Annotated in this window: 20 protein-coding genes; 10 read left to right on the top strand and 10 right to left on the bottom strand. The window is 66.7% G+C overall.

What is annotated here, in order from left to right; translation table 11 throughout:
- The coding region (locus WBB07_RS14280) for a hypothetical protein (protein ID WP_526308731.1) at nucleotides 1-1,343 on the top strand (1,343 nt) is incomplete at its 5' end.
- Between the two features lie 79 nt (nucleotides 1,344-1,422).
- On the opposite strand, the gene WBB07_RS14285 is transcribed toward WBB07_RS14280, so the two are convergent.
- The 3 genes from WBB07_RS14285 to WBB07_RS14295 all read right to left on the bottom strand — a co-directional run bounded on the left by WBB07_RS14285 (nucleotide 1,423) and on the right by WBB07_RS14295 (nucleotide 3,928).
- Nucleotides 1,423-1,722 carry a DUF732 domain-containing protein gene (locus tag WBB07_RS14285; protein WP_526308733.1) on the bottom strand — a complete coding sequence of 100 codons (300 nt, stop codon included), beginning with the start codon at nucleotides 1,720-1,722 and terminating at the stop codon, nucleotides 1,423-1,425.
- A 132-nt stretch (nucleotides 1,723-1,854) separates the two neighbouring features.
- A complete protein-coding gene (locus WBB07_RS14290; RefSeq protein ID WP_526308735.1) occupies nucleotides 1,855-2,514 on the bottom strand; it encodes a C39 family peptidase in 660 nt (219 codons plus the stop codon).
- 388 nt (nucleotides 2,515-2,902) lie between these two features.
- Nucleotides 2,903-3,928, bottom strand: a complete 1,026-nt coding sequence (locus tag WBB07_RS14295; RefSeq protein ID WP_526308737.1) for a CobW family GTP-binding protein — start codon at nucleotides 3,926-3,928, stop codon at nucleotides 2,903-2,905.
- Nucleotides 3,929-4,003: 75 nt separating this feature from the next.
- Between WBB07_RS14295 and WBB07_RS14300 the strand changes: the two genes are divergently transcribed.
- The gene (locus WBB07_RS14300) at nucleotides 4,004-4,795 is read left to right on the top strand and encodes an acyl-CoA thioesterase domain-containing protein (RefSeq protein ID WP_526308739.1); all 792 of its coding nucleotides are present in this window, start codon (nucleotides 4,004-4,006) and stop codon (nucleotides 4,793-4,795) included.
- A gap of 54 nt (nucleotides 4,796-4,849) precedes the next feature.
- Entirely contained in the window at nucleotides 4,850-5,707 is an 858-nt protein-coding gene (locus WBB07_RS14305) for a peptidoglycan recognition protein family protein (RefSeq protein ID WP_526308741.1), read from the top strand.
- Here the strand turns inward: WBB07_RS14305 and WBB07_RS14310 are convergent.
- On the bottom strand, nucleotides 5,690-6,421 hold the full coding sequence (locus WBB07_RS14310; protein ID WP_526308743.1) for a DUF3060 domain-containing protein: 732 nt from the start codon (nucleotides 6,419-6,421) through the stop codon (nucleotides 5,690-5,692). The two genes, WBB07_RS14305 and WBB07_RS14310, sit on opposite strands and share 18 nt — an antisense overlap.
- Nucleotides 6,422-6,562: 141 nt before the next feature.
- Entirely contained in the window at nucleotides 6,563-6,748 is a 186-nt protein-coding gene (locus WBB07_RS14315) for a hypothetical protein (RefSeq protein ID WP_526308745.1), read from the bottom strand.
- Nucleotides 6,749-6,853: 105 nt separating this feature from the next.
- On the opposite strand from WBB07_RS14315, the gene WBB07_RS14320 reads away from it, so the two are divergent.
- Together WBB07_RS14320 and WBB07_RS14325 are read left to right on the top strand one after the other, a co-directional pair.
- Nucleotides 6,854-8,182 (top strand): hypothetical protein, encoded by a 1,329-nt coding sequence (locus WBB07_RS14320; protein WP_526308747.1) that lies wholly within the window; start codon nucleotides 6,854-6,856, stop codon nucleotides 8,180-8,182.
- Between the two features lie 656 nt (nucleotides 8,183-8,838).
- A complete protein-coding gene (locus tag WBB07_RS14325) occupies nucleotides 8,839-10,035 on the top strand; it encodes a YncE family protein (RefSeq protein ID WP_526308749.1) in 1,197 nt (398 codons plus the stop codon).
- A 4-nt stretch (nucleotides 10,036-10,039) separates the two neighbouring features.
- Here WBB07_RS14325 and WBB07_RS14330 read toward each other — a convergent pair whose 3' ends face one another.
- The 3 genes from WBB07_RS14330 to WBB07_RS14340 form a co-directional block, all read right to left on the bottom strand.
- Complete coding sequence (locus WBB07_RS14330) at nucleotides 10,040-10,342, bottom strand: hypothetical protein (RefSeq protein WP_526308751.1); 303 nt, start codon at nucleotides 10,340-10,342, stop codon at nucleotides 10,040-10,042.
- An 84-nt stretch (nucleotides 10,343-10,426) separates the two neighbouring features.
- The gene (locus WBB07_RS14335) at nucleotides 10,427-10,759 is read right to left on the bottom strand and encodes a YnfA family protein (protein WP_526308807.1); all 333 of its coding nucleotides are present in this window, start codon (nucleotides 10,757-10,759) and stop codon (nucleotides 10,427-10,429) included.
- Between the two features lie 69 nt (nucleotides 10,760-10,828).
- Complete coding sequence (locus tag WBB07_RS14340; RefSeq protein WP_526308753.1) at nucleotides 10,829-12,019, bottom strand: thiolase family protein; 1,191 nt, start codon at nucleotides 12,017-12,019, stop codon at nucleotides 10,829-10,831.
- Nucleotides 12,020-12,108: 89 nt separating this feature from the next.
- On the opposite strand from WBB07_RS14340, the gene WBB07_RS14345 reads away from it, so the two are divergent.
- The 3 genes from WBB07_RS14345 to WBB07_RS14355 all read left to right on the top strand — a co-directional run bounded on the left by WBB07_RS14345 (nucleotide 12,109) and on the right by WBB07_RS14355 (nucleotide 14,403).
- On the top strand, nucleotides 12,109-13,164 hold the full coding sequence (locus WBB07_RS14345) for an NAD(P)H-dependent amine dehydrogenase family protein (protein ID WP_526308755.1): 1,056 nt from the start codon (nucleotides 12,109-12,111) through the stop codon (nucleotides 13,162-13,164).
- A gap of 37 nt (nucleotides 13,165-13,201) precedes the next feature.
- Entirely contained in the window at nucleotides 13,202-13,480 is a 279-nt protein-coding gene (locus WBB07_RS14350) for a hypothetical protein (protein ID WP_526308757.1), read from the top strand.
- 65 nt (nucleotides 13,481-13,545) lie between these two features.
- A complete protein-coding gene (locus WBB07_RS14355; RefSeq protein ID WP_526308759.1) occupies nucleotides 13,546-14,403 on the top strand; it encodes a patatin-like phospholipase family protein in 858 nt (285 codons plus the stop codon).
- Here the strand turns inward: WBB07_RS14355 and WBB07_RS14360 are convergent.
- Nucleotides 14,400-15,389, bottom strand: coding sequence for a patatin-like phospholipase family protein (locus WBB07_RS14360; protein ID WP_526308761.1), 990 nt, complete (start codon nucleotides 15,387-15,389; stop codon nucleotides 14,400-14,402). The genes WBB07_RS14355 and WBB07_RS14360 overlap by 4 nt on opposite strands.
- 116 nt (nucleotides 15,390-15,505) lie before the next feature.
- Nucleotides 15,506-15,952 carry a lipoprotein LpqV gene (gene lpqV, locus WBB07_RS14365; protein WP_526308763.1) on the bottom strand — a complete coding sequence of 149 codons (447 nt, stop codon included), beginning with the start codon at nucleotides 15,950-15,952 and terminating at the stop codon, nucleotides 15,506-15,508.
- A 119-nt stretch (nucleotides 15,953-16,071) separates the two neighbouring features.
- Here lpqV and WBB07_RS14370 point away from each other — a divergent pair, with 119 nt between their 5' ends.
- Together WBB07_RS14370 and WBB07_RS14375 are read left to right on the top strand one after the other, a co-directional pair.
- Nucleotides 16,072-16,665 carry a cupin domain-containing protein gene (locus WBB07_RS14370; RefSeq protein ID WP_526308765.1) on the top strand — a complete coding sequence of 198 codons (594 nt, stop codon included), beginning with the start codon at nucleotides 16,072-16,074 and terminating at the stop codon, nucleotides 16,663-16,665.
- Nucleotides 16,662-17,045, top strand: a complete 384-nt coding sequence (locus WBB07_RS14375; RefSeq protein ID WP_526308767.1) for a rhodanese-like domain-containing protein — start codon at nucleotides 16,662-16,664, stop codon at nucleotides 17,043-17,045. The genes WBB07_RS14370 and WBB07_RS14375 overlap by 4 nt, the downstream gene beginning before the upstream one ends.
- The last annotated feature ends 1 nt before the right edge of the window (nucleotide 17,046 follow it).

Below are 17,046 nucleotides of genomic sequence, written 5' to 3' on the forward strand. Positions count from 1 at the left end.
GCGACGGTGGCAACGGCGGCAATGGTGGCGATGGCGGTGCCGGTGGCGCCGACAACGGCGCCGGTGGCGGTGCCGGTGGCATCGGCGGCACCGGTGGCGAACGTGGTTCCTGGGGCGCCGGAGATCCGGACGGCTACTGGGGAGACAACGGCGCCGACGGCGATGACGGAGCCCCGGGCACTGCCGCCCAAGCTGCGCGAGCGGCGTCGGAACTTGCTCTTGCGAGCGTCGGGCAGGGTAGTGCCGCGCAGCCGGTGACACTGCAGTCGCTGTGGGTGGATCTGTCGCGCCAGCTGTCCTACATCTTCTTCAACCGGGCACCGAGCGTCGAACCCGTGGTCACCAAGGGCGGTACCGCCGGCGAGATCTACGTCGCTCCGAATGCGGAGAGCAACAACGGCTTCGAGGTGACTCACGAGGTCACGACCCCGCCGCGATACGGCACCGTCGACTGGGACGCGGACGCCCAGCGGTACGTCTACACGGTCGACGAGAAACTGCTCCGACCCGGGATCAAAGACTTCTTCACCATCACGGTGAACAACGGGACCACCGCAAAACTGCCGGGATTCGCCGGGGTGGTCCAGCAGCTCCTGCACCAGTTCGCCATCAATCTGGGTCTGGCCAAGCCCGACACGGTTGAGTACCGGGTCAATGTCGAAACCATGGGCGTCGACGACTTCAGGGGCCAGTACGGAGACCGCGGAAACCAGGACTACTGGACCCAGCAGCACTATGGAAACTGTGTGCTGATGGCATCGGCCATGGCGATATCGCAGCTGGTCGGAGTGGTGCCGGACCCGGATATCGAGGCGCGTTGGGTCGCCTGGGCCCGGACGACGCCGAGTGTCGCCCAACCCGGGGCGATGATGTATCTCGACGAGACCGACTTGACCAATGCCGTTGACGTGCAAGATGCCATCGTCTTGATGGAGACGCATTACAACGTCAAGGCGACGTACAAGAAGTACGACAGCGTTGACGCGGACGGCAACGCGATCAAAGCGACCACCGAGGATGGGTTGGTGGCGTTGACCGATCTGCAGGCCGCTCTGGCGCGGGGGGATGCGGCGATGGTCACCGTCGCCTCCGCGGTGATCTGGACGGCGGTTCCGGATTACAGTGCGGAGGCCTTCCCGAACTACATCGATCTCGATCACGAGCTCGTGGTGGTGGCGATCGACATGGACAAGCTCAAGGTCTACCTGAACGACAGCTCGGGTTACAAGGGCATGACGGTGCCGCTGGGTGCGTTCATGAACGCGTGGCACACCAGCGATTTCGAGCTCACGACGGTGGCTTTGCTGGCTGATCAGTCAAGCGGGCAGACCACCGCGGCCTGACAATCGACAACTGTGGGCCTGGTGACCGGTGGTCGCCAGGCCCACAGTTGTTTGGTTCGCGGGTTTCGCGCTGTGAACCCTATGCGGGGCAATAGGTTTGGGTGGCGGCGCTGACAAAGAGGCTGCTTTGCTCGGCGCTCCAGTTGGCGGGGCCGCTGATCTCGACCGTCACCTGCTCGGGTGCCTGGCCGGCCGCCACGTAGTCACACACGGCGTGGGCGAGGACGATGGCGTTCTCGGATGAGGAGTACGGAATCGCGGCACCGTCCAGGACCGTGAGGAACGTGTTGTCATCGGTGTCTGCTGATGCCGGCGCAGCGGTCACCGTTGCCACGACGGCTGCGGCCGCGAGCGCCGAAAAGAGAATCTTGCCGCACATCGCCGGCTTCTCCCTGTCGAGGTTTGCTGGACGGGGTTACCGTACGCCTGATGTCACAGTTGTGCATCAATCGGTTCCAATTGTCGCAGGTGTCCCCTGGACCGACTCGACAAGCGCTCCACCACACGGACGTCAATCCGTGATCACCATCCGCTGGTCGTTGTCGTCCCACGCGGACTGGAACGTTGCGAAGCTGACCGGTTCGTCCGCGCCGGCGTTGACACCGCTGTCGTTGAGGTGGACAAAGCTTCCCGCGGCGTCGATGCCGGTGACAACAACGGCATGAGCGCCGTGGCCGTCCTCGGGAAGGCCCCAGATGGTGTTGGCATTCACACTGGCGATCACCACCTGCCCGCTGTCGAGGTACTGCTCCAGGGCTGGGATCCCGGTAGCCGGACCGCCGCTGGAAGCGACATCGGTATCGGTGTAGGTGGCGTGGACTCCGTAGTGCGACAGCAACGCCGGCAGATCCTCGGGGTCGGTGCCACCCACGTCGGGATCATCGGAATCGGTGATGACATAGATGGGGCCGTCATGCTGGCTGCTGGGGATGCTGCCGGCGACACCGACGATGTCGTCCTCGGCGGGCATGTGGCCGGTGCGAATCCCGATCACATGCGCGGCGGCCATGATGGCGCAGTCGTCGTAGTTCTGCTCGCTCCAGTACTGGGCGGCGGTGTCGGGGTGGCCGTGCATGCCGGCCTCTTCTGCGTTGGCGGTCGCAGCGCCGCCGAGGCCGATGGTGGCGCCGATCAGAAGGACCGCGGCGGTGCGACGGAAGAGGTTCGTCATGAGGTGTGCTCTCTGGTGTGGCCAGGTGAATCCGGGCGTGTAGACAACAGGCTCCGGCGGACGCCTTGTCGGATTCTTGGAGAGTTCTCTACGGGACGCTGATTCTCAGAACACGCTGGCGACGCGGCGTACCGGTGGTATCCCGATGGGTTTGTGACCGGTCTCGGTGCAATGGGTGAGTACGTCCACGACGGCGGCTCCACGGAACAAGCGACGCTTCCCGGTCCAGCCGCACTGACATTGCCCGTAGTTGTTCAACCACGACGTCAAAAGATAAGTGGTGTGCCCCGTCACGCATTACACAGTAGCGCGGGCAATATTGGAACACTGTCCAGTTCAGAACGATTAGTGATACTTCCTCATTGAATTATCGCTTCAGCAAATAAATCTAGCCCCGTCCGAGGTGGCGTTGCAGGCGACGGAGCGCGGCCGGTGACGGACCCGATGTGGCGGGGCGCAGCGCGGTGGTCAACCGGCTCCGGACCTCGGTTGTGTCCAGATGCAGGCCGATGGCGACCAGACACGGCTGTGCGTCGCGCTGGGGGGCTCGCGCGATGTGCACCGACGTGCCGACGACGTTGACGGCAAGCCGGCGAGTCGACGACCGTTGCCGGACTGCGACAGTGCCCTTGAGCCGGTAGACGCCCGCCGGGGGCAGCTCCAACAGATCCAGGAGCGCCTCCGGATCGACGGGACCCGCCGCGGTGACGGTGACGGCGTCGGCGTGCACATGGTCGTGTTCGTGGTCGTCAGCGGCTGCCGCGTCGTCGAAGAGTGCGTCGCGAAACGAGAGTTGCCCGTACCCGTCCTGGGCCGCCGCGACGTCGTACAGCAGGGCTGGATCGATGCGCCCGCCGATCGCCCCGACCACCTGGGCATGTGGATTGCGCTGGCGCACCCGCTCTTCGACTCGCTTCACGGTGGCATCCCGATCGGATTCGGGAATCTGGTCGAGCTTGTTCACCACCACCAACGTCGCGGCGCCGTACCGAGCCGGAGGCACGCCGCCGTCGTCGACCCGCTCGAAGTGTGTCGCCGCGTCGACGACGTCGATCACGCCGCCGTCGCGCACACCGCTGACGCCACTGAACCCGACCATCCGGGCGATCGTCACCGGGTCGGCGAGCCCGCTGGCTTCGACGATGATCGCGTCCAAGCGCAGGCGCGGATCGGCGAGTCGGGCCAGGGCGATATCGAGTTCACCGTCCTCGGGCAGACAGCAGATGCACCCACCGGCAATCGACGCGAGTTCGTCGACCTGCCCGCTGATCAGACTTGCATCGACGTTGACATCGCCGAAATCGTTGACCACCACTCCGATTCGGGCGTGTGGAGTTCGCAGAACGTGATTGAGCAAGCTGGTTTTGCCGGCACCCAGATAGCCAGTGACGGCAATGACGGGGATGGGTTCCACACCTGTCCTTTGCGAATACATGCGATCTTGCGGGCACCTTACGGCACGACGGCGGCGGCGTGCGACGATGCCTCGATGACCTCGCGTCCTGCACACTTTGCCCAGATCGACGACGACAACTTCCAGCCCTCGGCGTTCGCCCAGAGCCACTGGGGTGAGGATCACCTCGGCGGTCCGGCAGTGGTGGGCCTGGCGGCCCACATTCTGGAGGCCGCCTACGGGCTGCCCGAATTCCTGCCCTCGCGACTCACGGTTGATCTGTTCAGGGCCGCTCGCGGGGTGCCGACGACCGGCAAGGTGGCCCTGATCCGTGAGGGGCGCCGCGTCCGTAACTCCGAGTGTGAACTCATCCAGAACGGGGTCACCGTGGCGCGGGCGATCCTGGTGCAGTACCGCCACGCCGAGGCTCCGCGGGGGCAGGAGTGGGCCCGTGTGCCGGACTTCAGCCCGCCCGCCGAACTCGATGAATCCGGCGGTATCAACCTCGGCAGCGACGGGGTGGGATGGACGACGACGATCGCCGAGCACCAGAACACCGCACGTAAGCGCTGCATCATCCGCACCATCGACGTGGTGGAGGGTCAGGCCAACACGCCGTTTGTCAGTGCGGTGGTGGCGGCCGAGAGCACCAGCCTGGTGACCAACCTCGGCACCGCCGGGGTCGGCTACATCAACGGCGATCTGACGGTGGCGCTGTCCCGGCTGCCCGAGGACGGCTGGATAGGTCTGGAGGCGGATTCGCATTGGGCGGCCGGCGGGGTATCCGTCGGCGCCGCCACCTTGTTCGACCGGGCCGGGGCGTTAGGGACCGGACTGGTCACGGCGGTGAGCAACCCGGCTGCGCAGATCGACTTCGGCGCCGTCTAGCCCGGTTCCCCGAGTTGGATCCGCGAGACGCCGGCCCCGGTAGCCTCTGGCTACATGGCCTCGATACGGTGGACCGGTAACCCGGTCTGGCTGCCTGAGGTGTTGCGCGCCGAAGGGGTCGAACTCGTCGAATACCCGGGCTGGCGGCTCCGCGGACACGGAGATTTCAAGGACATCCGCGGGGTGATGGTCCACCACACCGGGTCCAACACGACCACCGCTGCCGACATCGCCGACGGCAGACCTGACCTGGCCGGACCGTTGTCACAGTTACACATTGCCCGCAGCGGCGTGGTCACCATCGTGGCGGTGGGGGTGGCCTGGCATGCCGGGGTCGGCATGTACCCCTGGCTTCCCACGAACATGGGCAACTGGTACACCATCGGTATCGAGTGCGCCAACACCGGCACCAGTCCCACCGCTCCTCATCGCCAGAACTGGCCGGATGCACAGTATTTCGCCCTGGTGCAGTGCTGCGCGGCGATCAATCGCCGCCTCGGCCAGACCAGCGCCCGCACCATCGGACACAAGGAGTACGCCGGCCGTGCCCAAGGGAAATGGGACCCCGGGGCCATCGACATGGACCTGCTGCGCGCCGATATCGCTGTTCGTATCGGTGCGAGCAGCGCGACGGCGCCGACGCCCCGGCCGCCGGTCCCGGTGGGCGAGTACGCCGACGTTCTGCTGTATCTGGGCTCGACCGGCCCGCAGGTCGCCGAACTGCAACGGCGTCTCAAGTACGCCTACGCGCGGTACGCCGGCGACCTGGAGATCGACGGTGTGTTCGGACCGCTGACCGAGGCCGCTGTCCGGGAGTTCCAGCGACGTAGCCCCGGATTGGCCGTGGACGGCGTTGTCGGCCCGGCCACCGCCGCTGCATTGCGGTTGCGCCTGTCAGTCCCGGCGGATTGAGTTGCCGTCGCCGGACTGACTGATCTCCGGGGTACCGACGCGGTAGGTGATGGTGTTGTCGAAACCCGAGACGCCGATGGTGCCGGCCGACTCGAGGTGCACTTCGTTGCGGACACCCGACACCGCGACGCCGCCACACTGACCGGACAGGTTGATCACGTTGTCGACACCGCTGACCGTGATGGTGCCTCCATCGCACACGATGGTCCGAGTGTTGCCGACACCGGCGACGCTGAGCACATCCCCGGGCCCGACGGGCAGCTGTTGGCTTGGCGGGGCATCGGGCACTGTGACCCCGGGTCCGGCAGGCGGGATGTCGATGCTGACCGACGGGTTGCGATCAATTGATTCGACGGTGGACCCGGAGTCGGTCATGGTGCCGGCGAACCACACCGCAATGGCGATCGACGCAGCGGCGCCGACTGCGACGGTGGCGGCCACCGCGATCCACATGCCCTTTTTCGGCGGGCCCTTCTGGTTGCCCGGGACCCAGCCCGGATAGGGCGGTCCGTAGCCCGCCGGGGGCGGCATCGGCGGCAGCGGCCCGGTCATCGGCGGGGGCGGGGGGTACGGATCCGCCGCGTACGGCCGGGTCGGAGTCGGGTCCAGATCGGGTCCTGGTGGCTGCATCCCGAGCTCCGACATGCGGGCGCGATCGCTGAGGGGGCGTTCCAGATCCCGGATTCGGGCTTCCGGGTCGTCCTGCGACTCCATGCGCAGATGCTCCCACACCCGGGCGCCCGCGCGGTGCTCCGCACCGCGAAGCATATGTCCTCTCGGTGAAACCCCTTGTACGGGAGCCTGTTCTGACTCCGGTGGCGCACCGGGACGTCGATGCGCGACGCCTCCCGGCGCTTACCGGCGTGACAGTGCCCGCGCAGCGGCACCCGTCACCGCCACACCCACGCTCAGCGCGAAGACCGCAAGCACGGCGTTGCGCGGGTGAGTGCCCTCCAGATAGGCCCACAACTGCAGTCCGCCCGCGACCAGCGCCAGCACCCCGAACGCCAGCCCGGCGAGGGCCAGCCGTCGGTCGATCATGGAACCGAGTCTAGGGCGAGATGTCGCGCACCGAATGGGCTTGTGCTGCAGAGAGTTGACCAGCACGCGATACCGGCGACAGTCCGATCCAATTACCATGAGGCCGTGGATAACACGATCACCTATATGGATCAGGGCTCGTTCTTGGCACTTCGAGCGCTCGGTCGTCAACCCTTGATGCAGTTTGTGTGGATCTACGATCGTGGTGTCGACATCGACGGACTGCGCCGATTCCAGCGCAACCTGGGCCACGGATTGCTGGGCCGCCATATCGAGACGTCGCCGTTGCCGTTCGGGCGGCACCGCTGGGTGGCCGAGCCCGGCCCCGCCGATCTGGAGATGGCCACTGCCGAACGCCCGCGCGACCAGGTGTGGGACTGGGCCGATGAACGGGTGCGTCTCCCGCTCGACCCGGAATTCGGGCCCGCCTGGCGTCTTGGTGTGCAACCTCTGACCGACGGTGGTGCCGCGGTGTCCCTGGTGGTGTCGCACTCGGTGGCCGATGCGATGGGTCTGTGCATCGCCATCGCCGATGCCGGCAACGGGCATCGGCGGGACTTCGGATACCCGACTCCCGGTGCGCGGGCGACGCGGGCGGCGGTGGCGCAGGACCTGCGCACCACACTGCGCTCGCTGCCCGACGCGGGCCGGGCCTTCGCGGCCACCGTGCGCTTGGCTCGTTCTGCCCGCGATGACGTGGCCTCCTCGGTGAAGGCCGCCGCACCGCGGGTCACCCCCGGCGGTGACAACCAGGTGACCGCCCCGACGGCAACTGTGTGGATCGATCTACAACAATGGGATTCCCGCGCGGAAAGCCTTGGTGGAACCAGTAACTCGTTGTTCGCCGGGTTGGCGTCGCGACTTGGTGCAGCGCTGGGGCGGGTCGGCCCCGACGGCAGGGTGATGCTGTCCTGGCCGGTCAGTGACCGGGTGGAGGGCGACACCCGCGCCAACGCCCTGACTTCGGTGATGTTCTCGGCCGACCCGGCGAAAGTCACCACCACACTCACCGAGGTCCGCGGTGACATGAAGGCGGCGCTGATCGCGTTGCCGGAGACCTCCGAGGAGCTTCTGGCGCCGCTGCCGCTGGTGACGTTCACGCCGAAGGCGCTGGCCCGCCGGTTGGAGATGATGGTCGGAAAGATCGGCGACCCGGTGGGTTGCTCCAACCTGGGCGACCTGGACCCGGCGGTGAACCGCCCCGATGGCAGCGATGCCGACCGGATCGCGTTCCGCCTGCTCGAACCCGAGATCACGACCGGGATCCTGGACCGGACCAGGGGCTATCTCTACCTGGGCTCCGGCCGGGTGCACGGCCAGATCTTCGTGAGCATCGGAGCTTGGGTCCCGGGCGGGCCGAACACCAAGGAGCTCCTGCGAACGGCGCTGCAGCGCGCGGTGACGGAGATGGGGCTGACCGGCACGGTGGAATGACACCGGTTCCGTCGGCGGTTCTTTTCGACACAGGTTTCCGGTGCCGTTCCCCGACGGATTTGCCGTTCGCCGACTTGGGGGTTCTCGTTCACCTGAGGGTGGCTTTTGGTTGGGTGTCGGCGGCGGATCGTGGCGTCCGCGCCCACCGCAGCGGGTGGCGGGCATGGTGTGACTGCGGCGGATCCGACCCGGACTTGTCCTTGGTTGTGCACGGCCAGCGAATGCGCTGAGTCAACTCGTCGACCGCGGTAGGCGGGGAATCGTGTTATTGCACCCGTGTTGGGTAGGGCTCCGGCGATGTTCGGTGGACACGCGGAAAACCTGCGGTGTGATTTACCCCTCATTTTCTTCGGCAAGCTAAGAACAAGATAATTAAGAATAGTCGAAGAATTTAACCTACACGGTTAGCTGTCTAGTGAATTGTCACAGTTGGGGCGGAATTTAGAGAATTGCTGTCAGCAAACAACACGATTGTATAACGGTCGTCCCTGAGGGGTGTCTGAAGGTATTTGCTGGGGCTGGACGCTGGGTTTGGTGGGAATCGGTTTGAGGGGGTTCTGCGCCGCTACACTCGATCGAGATCAGCGTCCATGCGGCGCTCTAACGGACGTGAACGCGGCGGTACCGCGACCGTCACCGAAGGAAGGCCAAGCAACATGGCAAACAAAGTGGCGAATGTGGATGATGTGACAGATGCGATCGCCAGTGTCGCCGTGGTCGAGCGTGCTTCCCGTGAGGCGCAGTGGCTTCCTGTCGTGCCGTCCATGCCCAACAGCCTGGTCCGCTCGCACCTGCACCGCCTGCCGGAGGTGGCCCCACTGGCCGCCGAGGTCACCGTCGTCGGGGACGCCGATGTGGCCCCCACGTTCGCCGCGGTAGGGCGCGTTTCGGTGGGCGCCGGCGCCATCACAGCAATGGCCGCCAACGCGTTCGACGGCAATCTTTTTGTGGCGGACTACACCCAGGACAGCGTGACCGTCCTGGACGGCTTCACCCTCGCGACGGTGGCGACCCTCGGCGACGCACCTGAGCCGTACGCCCTGGCTGTGGCGCAGGGGCGGGCCTACATCAGCACCGTCGTCGGATCGCACGACGCGGTGACGGTGGCCGACGCGGAGTCTGTCGTGGACACGCACTCGCTGGCCGACAGCATCGCCGACATCGTCGTCGACCGGGACGGCCGCCAGGTCTACGTGGCCAGGACGGGCCGGGACGGCGCCGACGTCGCGGTGATCGACACGGCCACCGGCACGGTCCGCACCGTCGACGTGATGAGCCGGGCGGGTGTTGTCGCCAACACCCTGAGCATCAGCGGCGACGGCCGGACCCTGTACCTGGCCACCACCGATCAGCGCGGTGGCCGCCTGGTGATCATCGACACCATGAACCTGCGAGTGATCGACACCCTCCGAGTTGCCGAACCCATCCGGGACATGGCTGCCAGCCATGATGGCGCCACCGCCTGGGTGGCCATCGATGATGGGGAGTCAGCCGGCGTGGTGGACGCGGTGGACCTGCGTACGCGACGGGTGTTGGGTTCGGTGTCCATCGACGGCGCGGTTCGGCAGCTGATGCTCTCGGCCGTCGGTGACCGGGTCTACGCCGTCACCGACGAAGCCGTCGTGGTGGTGTGCACCGACACCTACGAGGTGGTCGACACGATCAATACCGGAGCAGCCCCGTCGTGCATCACCGAAAGTGCCGACGGCAGCCGCCTCTACATCGCTGACTTCGACGGCCGGGTGGCGCTCTACTCGGTGGCGTCCACAACGCCGTCCCTGCTGGAGCGCATGTCGACACCGGAGGCCCTGGCGGGTCCGGCGGTTCGCGAACTCGAAAGGGCCGGCGTCTGAGGCCCTAACGGGTGCAGTTCAGCGAGACCGAAATGGTCTGGCTGGTGATGACACGCAACGCGCCCGGTTCGTTGTCCCCAACGACGCCGACGTACTCGCTGTTGGTCTGCGGATTGCGGACGTTGGTGACAATGCAGGTCGAGAGCGGGCCTGCGCCCACCCTGTCGATGTTGACGGTGTAACCCTGCGCTTCGAGGTTGGCGATGGTCGTCGCGGCCGTCTCGTCGGCGGCGGCCGACCCCGCCGGCGCGGCGATCGTGGCAGCGGCCGCCATCGCCAGTGTGGCCAAGGTCATTGCGGTGCGCATACCGTCTCCTCGTCGTTCACCCCGGCACTGATGCCCTTTGACGGTACATCGCCGCGGCCCGGGAAAACGTTCCCGGCCGGCTCGTCACGCACCGCGCGGGGCGTACATGATGACTCCGACTCCGAGCAGGCAGATCAGTGCGCCGGTGACGTCCCAGCGGTCGGGCCGGAACCCGTCCAGCACCATGCCCCAGGCCAGTGACCCGGCAACGAACACCCCGCCGTACGCGGCCAGGATGCGGCCGAAGTTGGCGTCCGGCTGCAGGGTCGCGACAAATCCGTAGATGCCCAGCGCTGCGACACCCAGGCCGATCCATACCCAGCCGCGATGGTCACGCACGCCCTGCCACACCAGCCAGGCGCCGCCGATCTCGAACACAGCCGCGACGAGGAACAACAGCACCGATTTCGCAACCACCATGGGCTGCAATCTAGGTGACCTCGGTGCGCCCCCGGCCGCTGCCGTGGTGACCCCGGCGCGGCGCCGTCAGGATTCGGCGCGCCGATAGGCCGTGACGACGGCAGCGCCGCCCAGCCCGATGTTGTGCTGCAGCGCCGCCCGGACATCGTGCACCTGCCGCTTGTCGGCAGTCCCACGCAGCTGCCATGTCAACTCGGCGCACTGCGCCAAACCGGTCGCACCGAGCGGGTGACCTTTGGAGATCAGTCCACCCGAGGGGTTGACCACCCACCGTCCGCCGTAGGTGGTGTCACCGCTGTCCACCAGGGCAGGTGCCTCGCCCTCGCCGCACAGACCGAGCGCCTCGTAGAGCAGCAGCTCGTTGGCGGAGAAGCAGTCGTGCAGTTCGATCACCTGAAAGTCCTGCGGCCCCAACCCGGACTGGTCGTAAACCTGTTGCGCAGCTTGAATGTTCATATCGTGGCCGATGATGCTGCGGGCACTGCCGTCGAAGGTGCTGGCGAAGTCGGTGGTCATGGCCTGGCCGACGATCTCCACCGCTTGCCCGGCCAGATCGTGGCGGGCGACAAAATCCTCGCTGGCCAGGACCGCCGCGCCCGAGCCGTCGGAGGTGGGAGAGCACTGCAGCTTGGTCAGTGGATCGGAGATCATTCGGGCGCCGAGGATGTCGTCGAGGCTGTACTCATCCTGGAACTGGGCGTACGGATTGTTCACCGAATGCTTGTGGTTCTTGTAGCCGATCTTCGCAAAATGCTCGGCGGTGGTGCCGTACTTGCGCATGTGCTCTCGGGCCGCGGCCCCGAACATCCACGGCGCCACGGGGAATGCCATTTCGTCCAGCTCGTTGAGTGCGACGATGTGCCGCATCATCGGCGACTCGCGGTCATCGGCGCCACCGCCGAGCGACCCCGGTTGCATCTTCTCGAAACCCAGGGCCAGGGTGCAGTCGGCCAGCCCGCCGCGGATCGCCTGCGCGGCCAGGAACAGCGCCGTCGACCCGGTGGAGCAGTTGTTGTTCACGTTGACGATCGGGATGCCCGTCATGCCCAGCTCGTAGAGGGCCCGCTGACCGCAGGTGGAGTCACCGGCGACGTAGCCGACATAGCCCTGTTGGACCTCGCTGTAGGTGATCCCGGCGTCCTCGAGGGCCTTGGTGCCGGACTCCTTTGCCATCTGTGGGTAGTCCCAGCCCTGCCGGCTACCGGGCTTCTCGAACTTCGTCATACCGACACCGACGACAAACACTTTGTTGGCCATGGGCAGAAACATACAGATCGCAGGCGGTTTGGTGTAGACCTAAATAGAACGTGTTCTAGTGGATGTCGGGCGTGGAAGGAAACGAGACTGTGGCCCTCAAAGTCGTGCAGTGGGCAACCGGAGGCGTCGGCATCGCCGCGATCAACGGCGTCCTCGAACATCCGGATCTCGAGCTGGTGGGTTGCTGGGTGCACTCGGAAGCCAAGAACGGCAAGGATGTCGGCGAGCTGATCGGTACCGCTGCGTTGGGGGTGACGGCGACCAACAGCGTCGATGAGATCCTGGCCATGGAAGCCGATGCGGTGATCTACGCGCCGCTGCTGCCCAACCCCGACGAGGTGGCGGCGCTGCTGCGGTCGGGCAAGAACGTCGTCACCCCCGTCGGCTGGGTGTACCCGAGTGAGCGCCAAGGTGCTGCGCTGGCTCAGGCCGGCGTCGACGGCGGCGCCACCCTGCACGGCACCGGTATTGCCCCGGGTGGAATCAGCGAGAAGTTCCCGCTGCTGCTGTCGGTGATGTCGACCGGCGTGACCTACGTGCGCGCCGAGGAGTTCTCCGATCTGCGTACCTATCTGGCCCCCGACGTGGTGCGGCACGTGATGGGATTCGGCGACACCCCCGAGAAGGCCCTGTCCGGTCCGATGCAGAAACTGCTCGACGGTGGATTCATCCAGTCCGTCCGAATGATCGTGGATGCAATGGGATTCGGCTCAGACCCCAAGGTGCGTGCCACGCAGGAGATCGCGGTCGCCACGGCCCCGATCGATTCCCCGATCGGAGTCATCGAACCGGGCCAGGTTGCCGGCCGCAAGTTCCACTGGGAGGCGCTGGTCAACAACCGGCCGGTGGCGCGAGTCACGGTCAACTGGCTGATGGGTGAGGAAAACCTCGACCCGGCATGGGATTTTGGTGCCGAGGGCCAACGCTACGAGATGGAAGTCAACGGAAACCCGGACTTCACCGTGGTGGTCAAAGGGTTCCAGTCCGAGTACGGCGCCGCCGAGGACGGAGTCGAAGCCGGGGTGGTCGCCACCGCCGCGCACTGTGTGAACTCGGTGCCCGCGGTGTGTGCGGCCCCGCCCGGTATCGCCACCTACTTCGACCTTCCGCTGTTCTCAGCCAAGGCCGCACCACATCTGACCTGATCGGCATGAACCGGGCCACAGCGGGTACTCGACAACCATGTCTTCCAAGCGATGGGGTTGGCTTCGGCACCTCGCGGTGCTCGGGGGTTTCGAGATGGTGTTCGCCGGCGTTGCGGCGGTCGGTATTTTCCTGACCCTGGCGGGTCTGGGTGTGGTGAGTGGGGCCGTCGCACTGGGCGCGGCCGCGCTGACACTGCTGGTTGTGGGGGCGTTGGTACTTCGCTTCACCTCACACCGCGGCGGCGCGACGGATGCCCAGCGGGCGGCGTCTCGCCGGCGTATCTACCGTGCGCAGTACCGGGCGCTGATGCGCTGATCCTGCGTCAGCTGTTCGGGCTGCGCGTCGGCCCGATCACCGTGGGGCTGGCACACTCGAAGCTCGTGAGCATCAAGCGCGGACTCGTGTTGGCCGGCGGGGGACTCGCCGGTATCGCCTGGGAAACCGGGGCACTCCTCGGGATCGCCGAGCAGGCCCCCGAGGCGGCTGAGGCACTGCTGACCGCCGATGTGCTGGTCGGTACCTCGGCGGGGTCGGCTGTCGCCGCGGCGATCAGCAGCGGCGTCGCGCTGCCGGAGCTGTTCGATCGACAGGTGAGCGGCGCAGTCCACGAAATCGCGCCCGGTATCGCCATCGAGGAGATCACCGAGCTGTTTGTCAGCGCCCTCCTGACGCCGGGGTTCACCAGGGAACAGAAACTCCAGCGCATCGGGGCCGCTGCCGCCCGAGCCGACACGGTGCCCGCAGCCGCGCGCAGGCAGGTGATCGCCGACCGGCTGCCGTCGCACCACTGGCCGGAGCGCGACCTGCGTCTGACCGCCATCGACATCGAGACCGGCGAACTGGCGGTTTTCGACCGCACCACCGGAGTGTCCCTGGTCGACGCGGTGGCAGCCAGTTGCGCGGTACCGGGGGCCTGGCCGCCGGTGAGTGTCAACGGCCGGCGCTACATGGATGGTGGCGTCGGCAGCACGGTCAACATGACGGTGGCCGCCGACTGCGATGCGGTGCTGGTGTTGGTGCCCTCGGGTCAGAACTCGCCGTCACCGTTCGGAGGCGGCGCCGCCGAGGAGATCGCCGCCTTCCCGGCGACGACGCTGGCCGTGTTCGCCGACGACGCTGCGCTGGCGGCATTCGGGCCCGATCCGTTGGATCCGCAGTGTCGCAAGCCTTCCGCGCTCGCCGGACGTGCCCAGGGGCGTCGGTGCGCCGACGCGGTGGTGAATTTTCTGCAGGGCTAGTCGTCCGTCTTGTCTGTCTTGTCCGTCTCCGGATCGGGCAGCCGCAGTGAATCGAACGCGATCGCGGCGAGCTCCTGCCCGATCTCGATCACCTCGGCGGCCCGGTGGAATTCCAAACTGCGACAAGCTGTCCGGGGCACCTCGATCAGCAGGTCCGGCGGATACGCGGCCAGTGTGTGCCGGGCCAGCGCGGCCTGAGCGATGTCGATGGTCCGGTTCATCACCTCGAAGCTCCCGAGCTTGGGCGCTGAGGATTCCTTCTCGGCGTCGACGAGTTCGTCGTCGCTGGAGGAGGTGAAGCGGCTGAGCACCGAACGCGCCGACGGAGTGTCGAGCACGCTGCGTGCCGCTTTGGTGTCCAGGAGTGCAGAAGTGCTGCGCCACACCCGGTTCAGCCATTCGGCACTGGCCACCGGATGGGCTGCGGCGACCGGGGTTTTGGGATCGGGACCGGACAGGCTGATCGCGATGGTGAGGTCGGCGTTGACCGCGGAGATCGGGGCCATGGGCAACGGATCGAGGATGCCCCCATCGGCGAGGAGTCTGCCGTCGAGCACATGGGGGGAGATGACACCGGGAATGGCGATCGATCCGCGGATCGCCGCATCCACCGGCCCCCGCTGCAGCCACACCGATTTCCCGGCGATCAGATCGGTGGCGACCGCCGTGTACGGGATGGGCAGCTCTTCGATGGTGACCTCACCGAGGATGTCGCGCACCGCATCGAGGATCTTCCCCGCCCGCAGCACCCCGGCGGCACTGATCGACGGGTCGAGTAGGCGCAGCATCGCCCGCTGGGTGAGCGACAGCGCCCACTCGGTGTACTCGTCCAACTTGCCGGCGGCGTAAAGGCCGCCAACCAGGGCGCCCATCGAGGACCCCGAGATGCCGACGATCTCATGGCCCCGTTCGCGCAGCTCGTTGATGACCCCGATGTGCGCGTAGCCGCGCGCCCCACCGCTTCCAAGGCACAGCGCCATCCGCATCACTACATTCTGACGCGGTTTCGCCGTGCCGTAACCGGCAACTGCCTCTCAGCCGACCGGACGGGCCGCGATCCGACTCCGCGGCGGCCTTTCGCTCAGCGAGATCCGAACTCGTCTCAGCCGCATTCTTCGTTGGCGGCGCCGTTGACCGCCAGCACCACGGCGGCCTGCTGCGCCGGTGTCAGGGCCACCCAGGTGGTGTCGAAGGTGCCAGGCCCCGTCGCATCCGGTTCCTGCAGCAGCTTCAGGTATGCCTCGGCCAGTGCTGCCGGTTCACCCTGCTGCTCTTCCATCCACAGCTTCGCGGCCCGGCAGGCCTGCCCATACTGCGATTCGGTGGCGTCGGCGGGCACGTCGACCTTGGTGGTCACCCCGCCGGGGGAGACGCTCACCGAGTCCGGTGACGTCGGCTCCGCGGGCAGCGGGGGAAGGTCCGAGGTGGTGCCGTTGGAGGTGGCCGGCGACGTTTCCGGGGGCTGGGTTTCGGTGGGCTGATCGGTCGTGGAGCAGCCGGTCAGGACTGCCATCGTTGCTGCTGCGACGAACGCCGCGTACCTGCGCATGCCCACCAATGTATGTAACACTGTCCTGCGTGATGCAGCTTTGGTGTTGTGCGGAGTGTTGTCCGGCCAATTGAGCCGTCAGACCTCACCGCCCATCATCGTCTCCTGGAGTCACCCACATGTCTGTTCGCACGCCTGTGCTCACCAAACCTGTTTCCCCCGCTCCTGCGCCGTCGCACTCCGGCATCCCCTCGGTGTCCGGACCCACCCGGTTGCGGCTGCCCGATCTGCTACACACCACCGATCGCACCGCCAACGACGTTCTGGACGGGCGCTACGACCACCTGCTGCCCTCGGGGGGACTGCCAACAGACCGGCGGTGGTTCACCCGTGTGCACGGTGACGACGAACTCGATGTCTGGTTGATCAGCTGGGTGCGCGGGCATGCCACTGAGCTGCACGACCACAGCAGTTCCCTGGGCGCCCTCACGCTGCTGTCCGGTGCACTCGACGAATTCCGTTGGGACGGTGACCGGTTGCGGCGTCGCCGGCTCCAGGCGGGTGACCAGGCGGCATTCCCCCTCGGTTGGGTGCACGACGTGGTTTGGGCGCCGTCGGCATCCGGGGAGTCCGAGATCTCCACTGCCGCACCGACACTCTCGGTGCACGCATACTCGCCTCCGCTGACGGCGATGTCCTACTACGAGGTCACCACCGGCGGCACACTGCGCCGCCAACGGACCGAGCTGACCGACCATCCGGAGAAAGAATGACCAGCCGCGTCGACGCTCTACTGGCCAGTGCCCGTGCGCGACTGCACCGCATCGAGGCCGTCGACGTTCCGGCGGCTCTGAAGCGGGGTGCCCTGCTGGTCGATATCCGGCCCGCTGCATTGCGAGCCAGCGAGGGTGAGGTTCCCGCGGCGCGGGTCATCGAACGCAACTATCTGGAATGGCGCTGCGATCCCACCAGCGATGCGAAGATCCCCGAGGCCACCGCAGATGACGTGGAATGGCTGATCCTGTGCTCGGAGGGCTACACCTCCAGCCTGGCCGCCGCCGCGCTGCACGACCTCGGCCTACACCGGGCCACCGATGTCGTCGGCGGTTACCAGGCGCTGGCCGCGGCCGGGGTGTTGGAGCAGCTGCACTAGC

It is taken from the genome of Mycobacterium sp., assembly GCF_049647605.1.
Lineage (GTDB): Bacteria > Actinomycetota > Actinomycetes > Mycobacteriales > Mycobacteriaceae > Mycobacterium.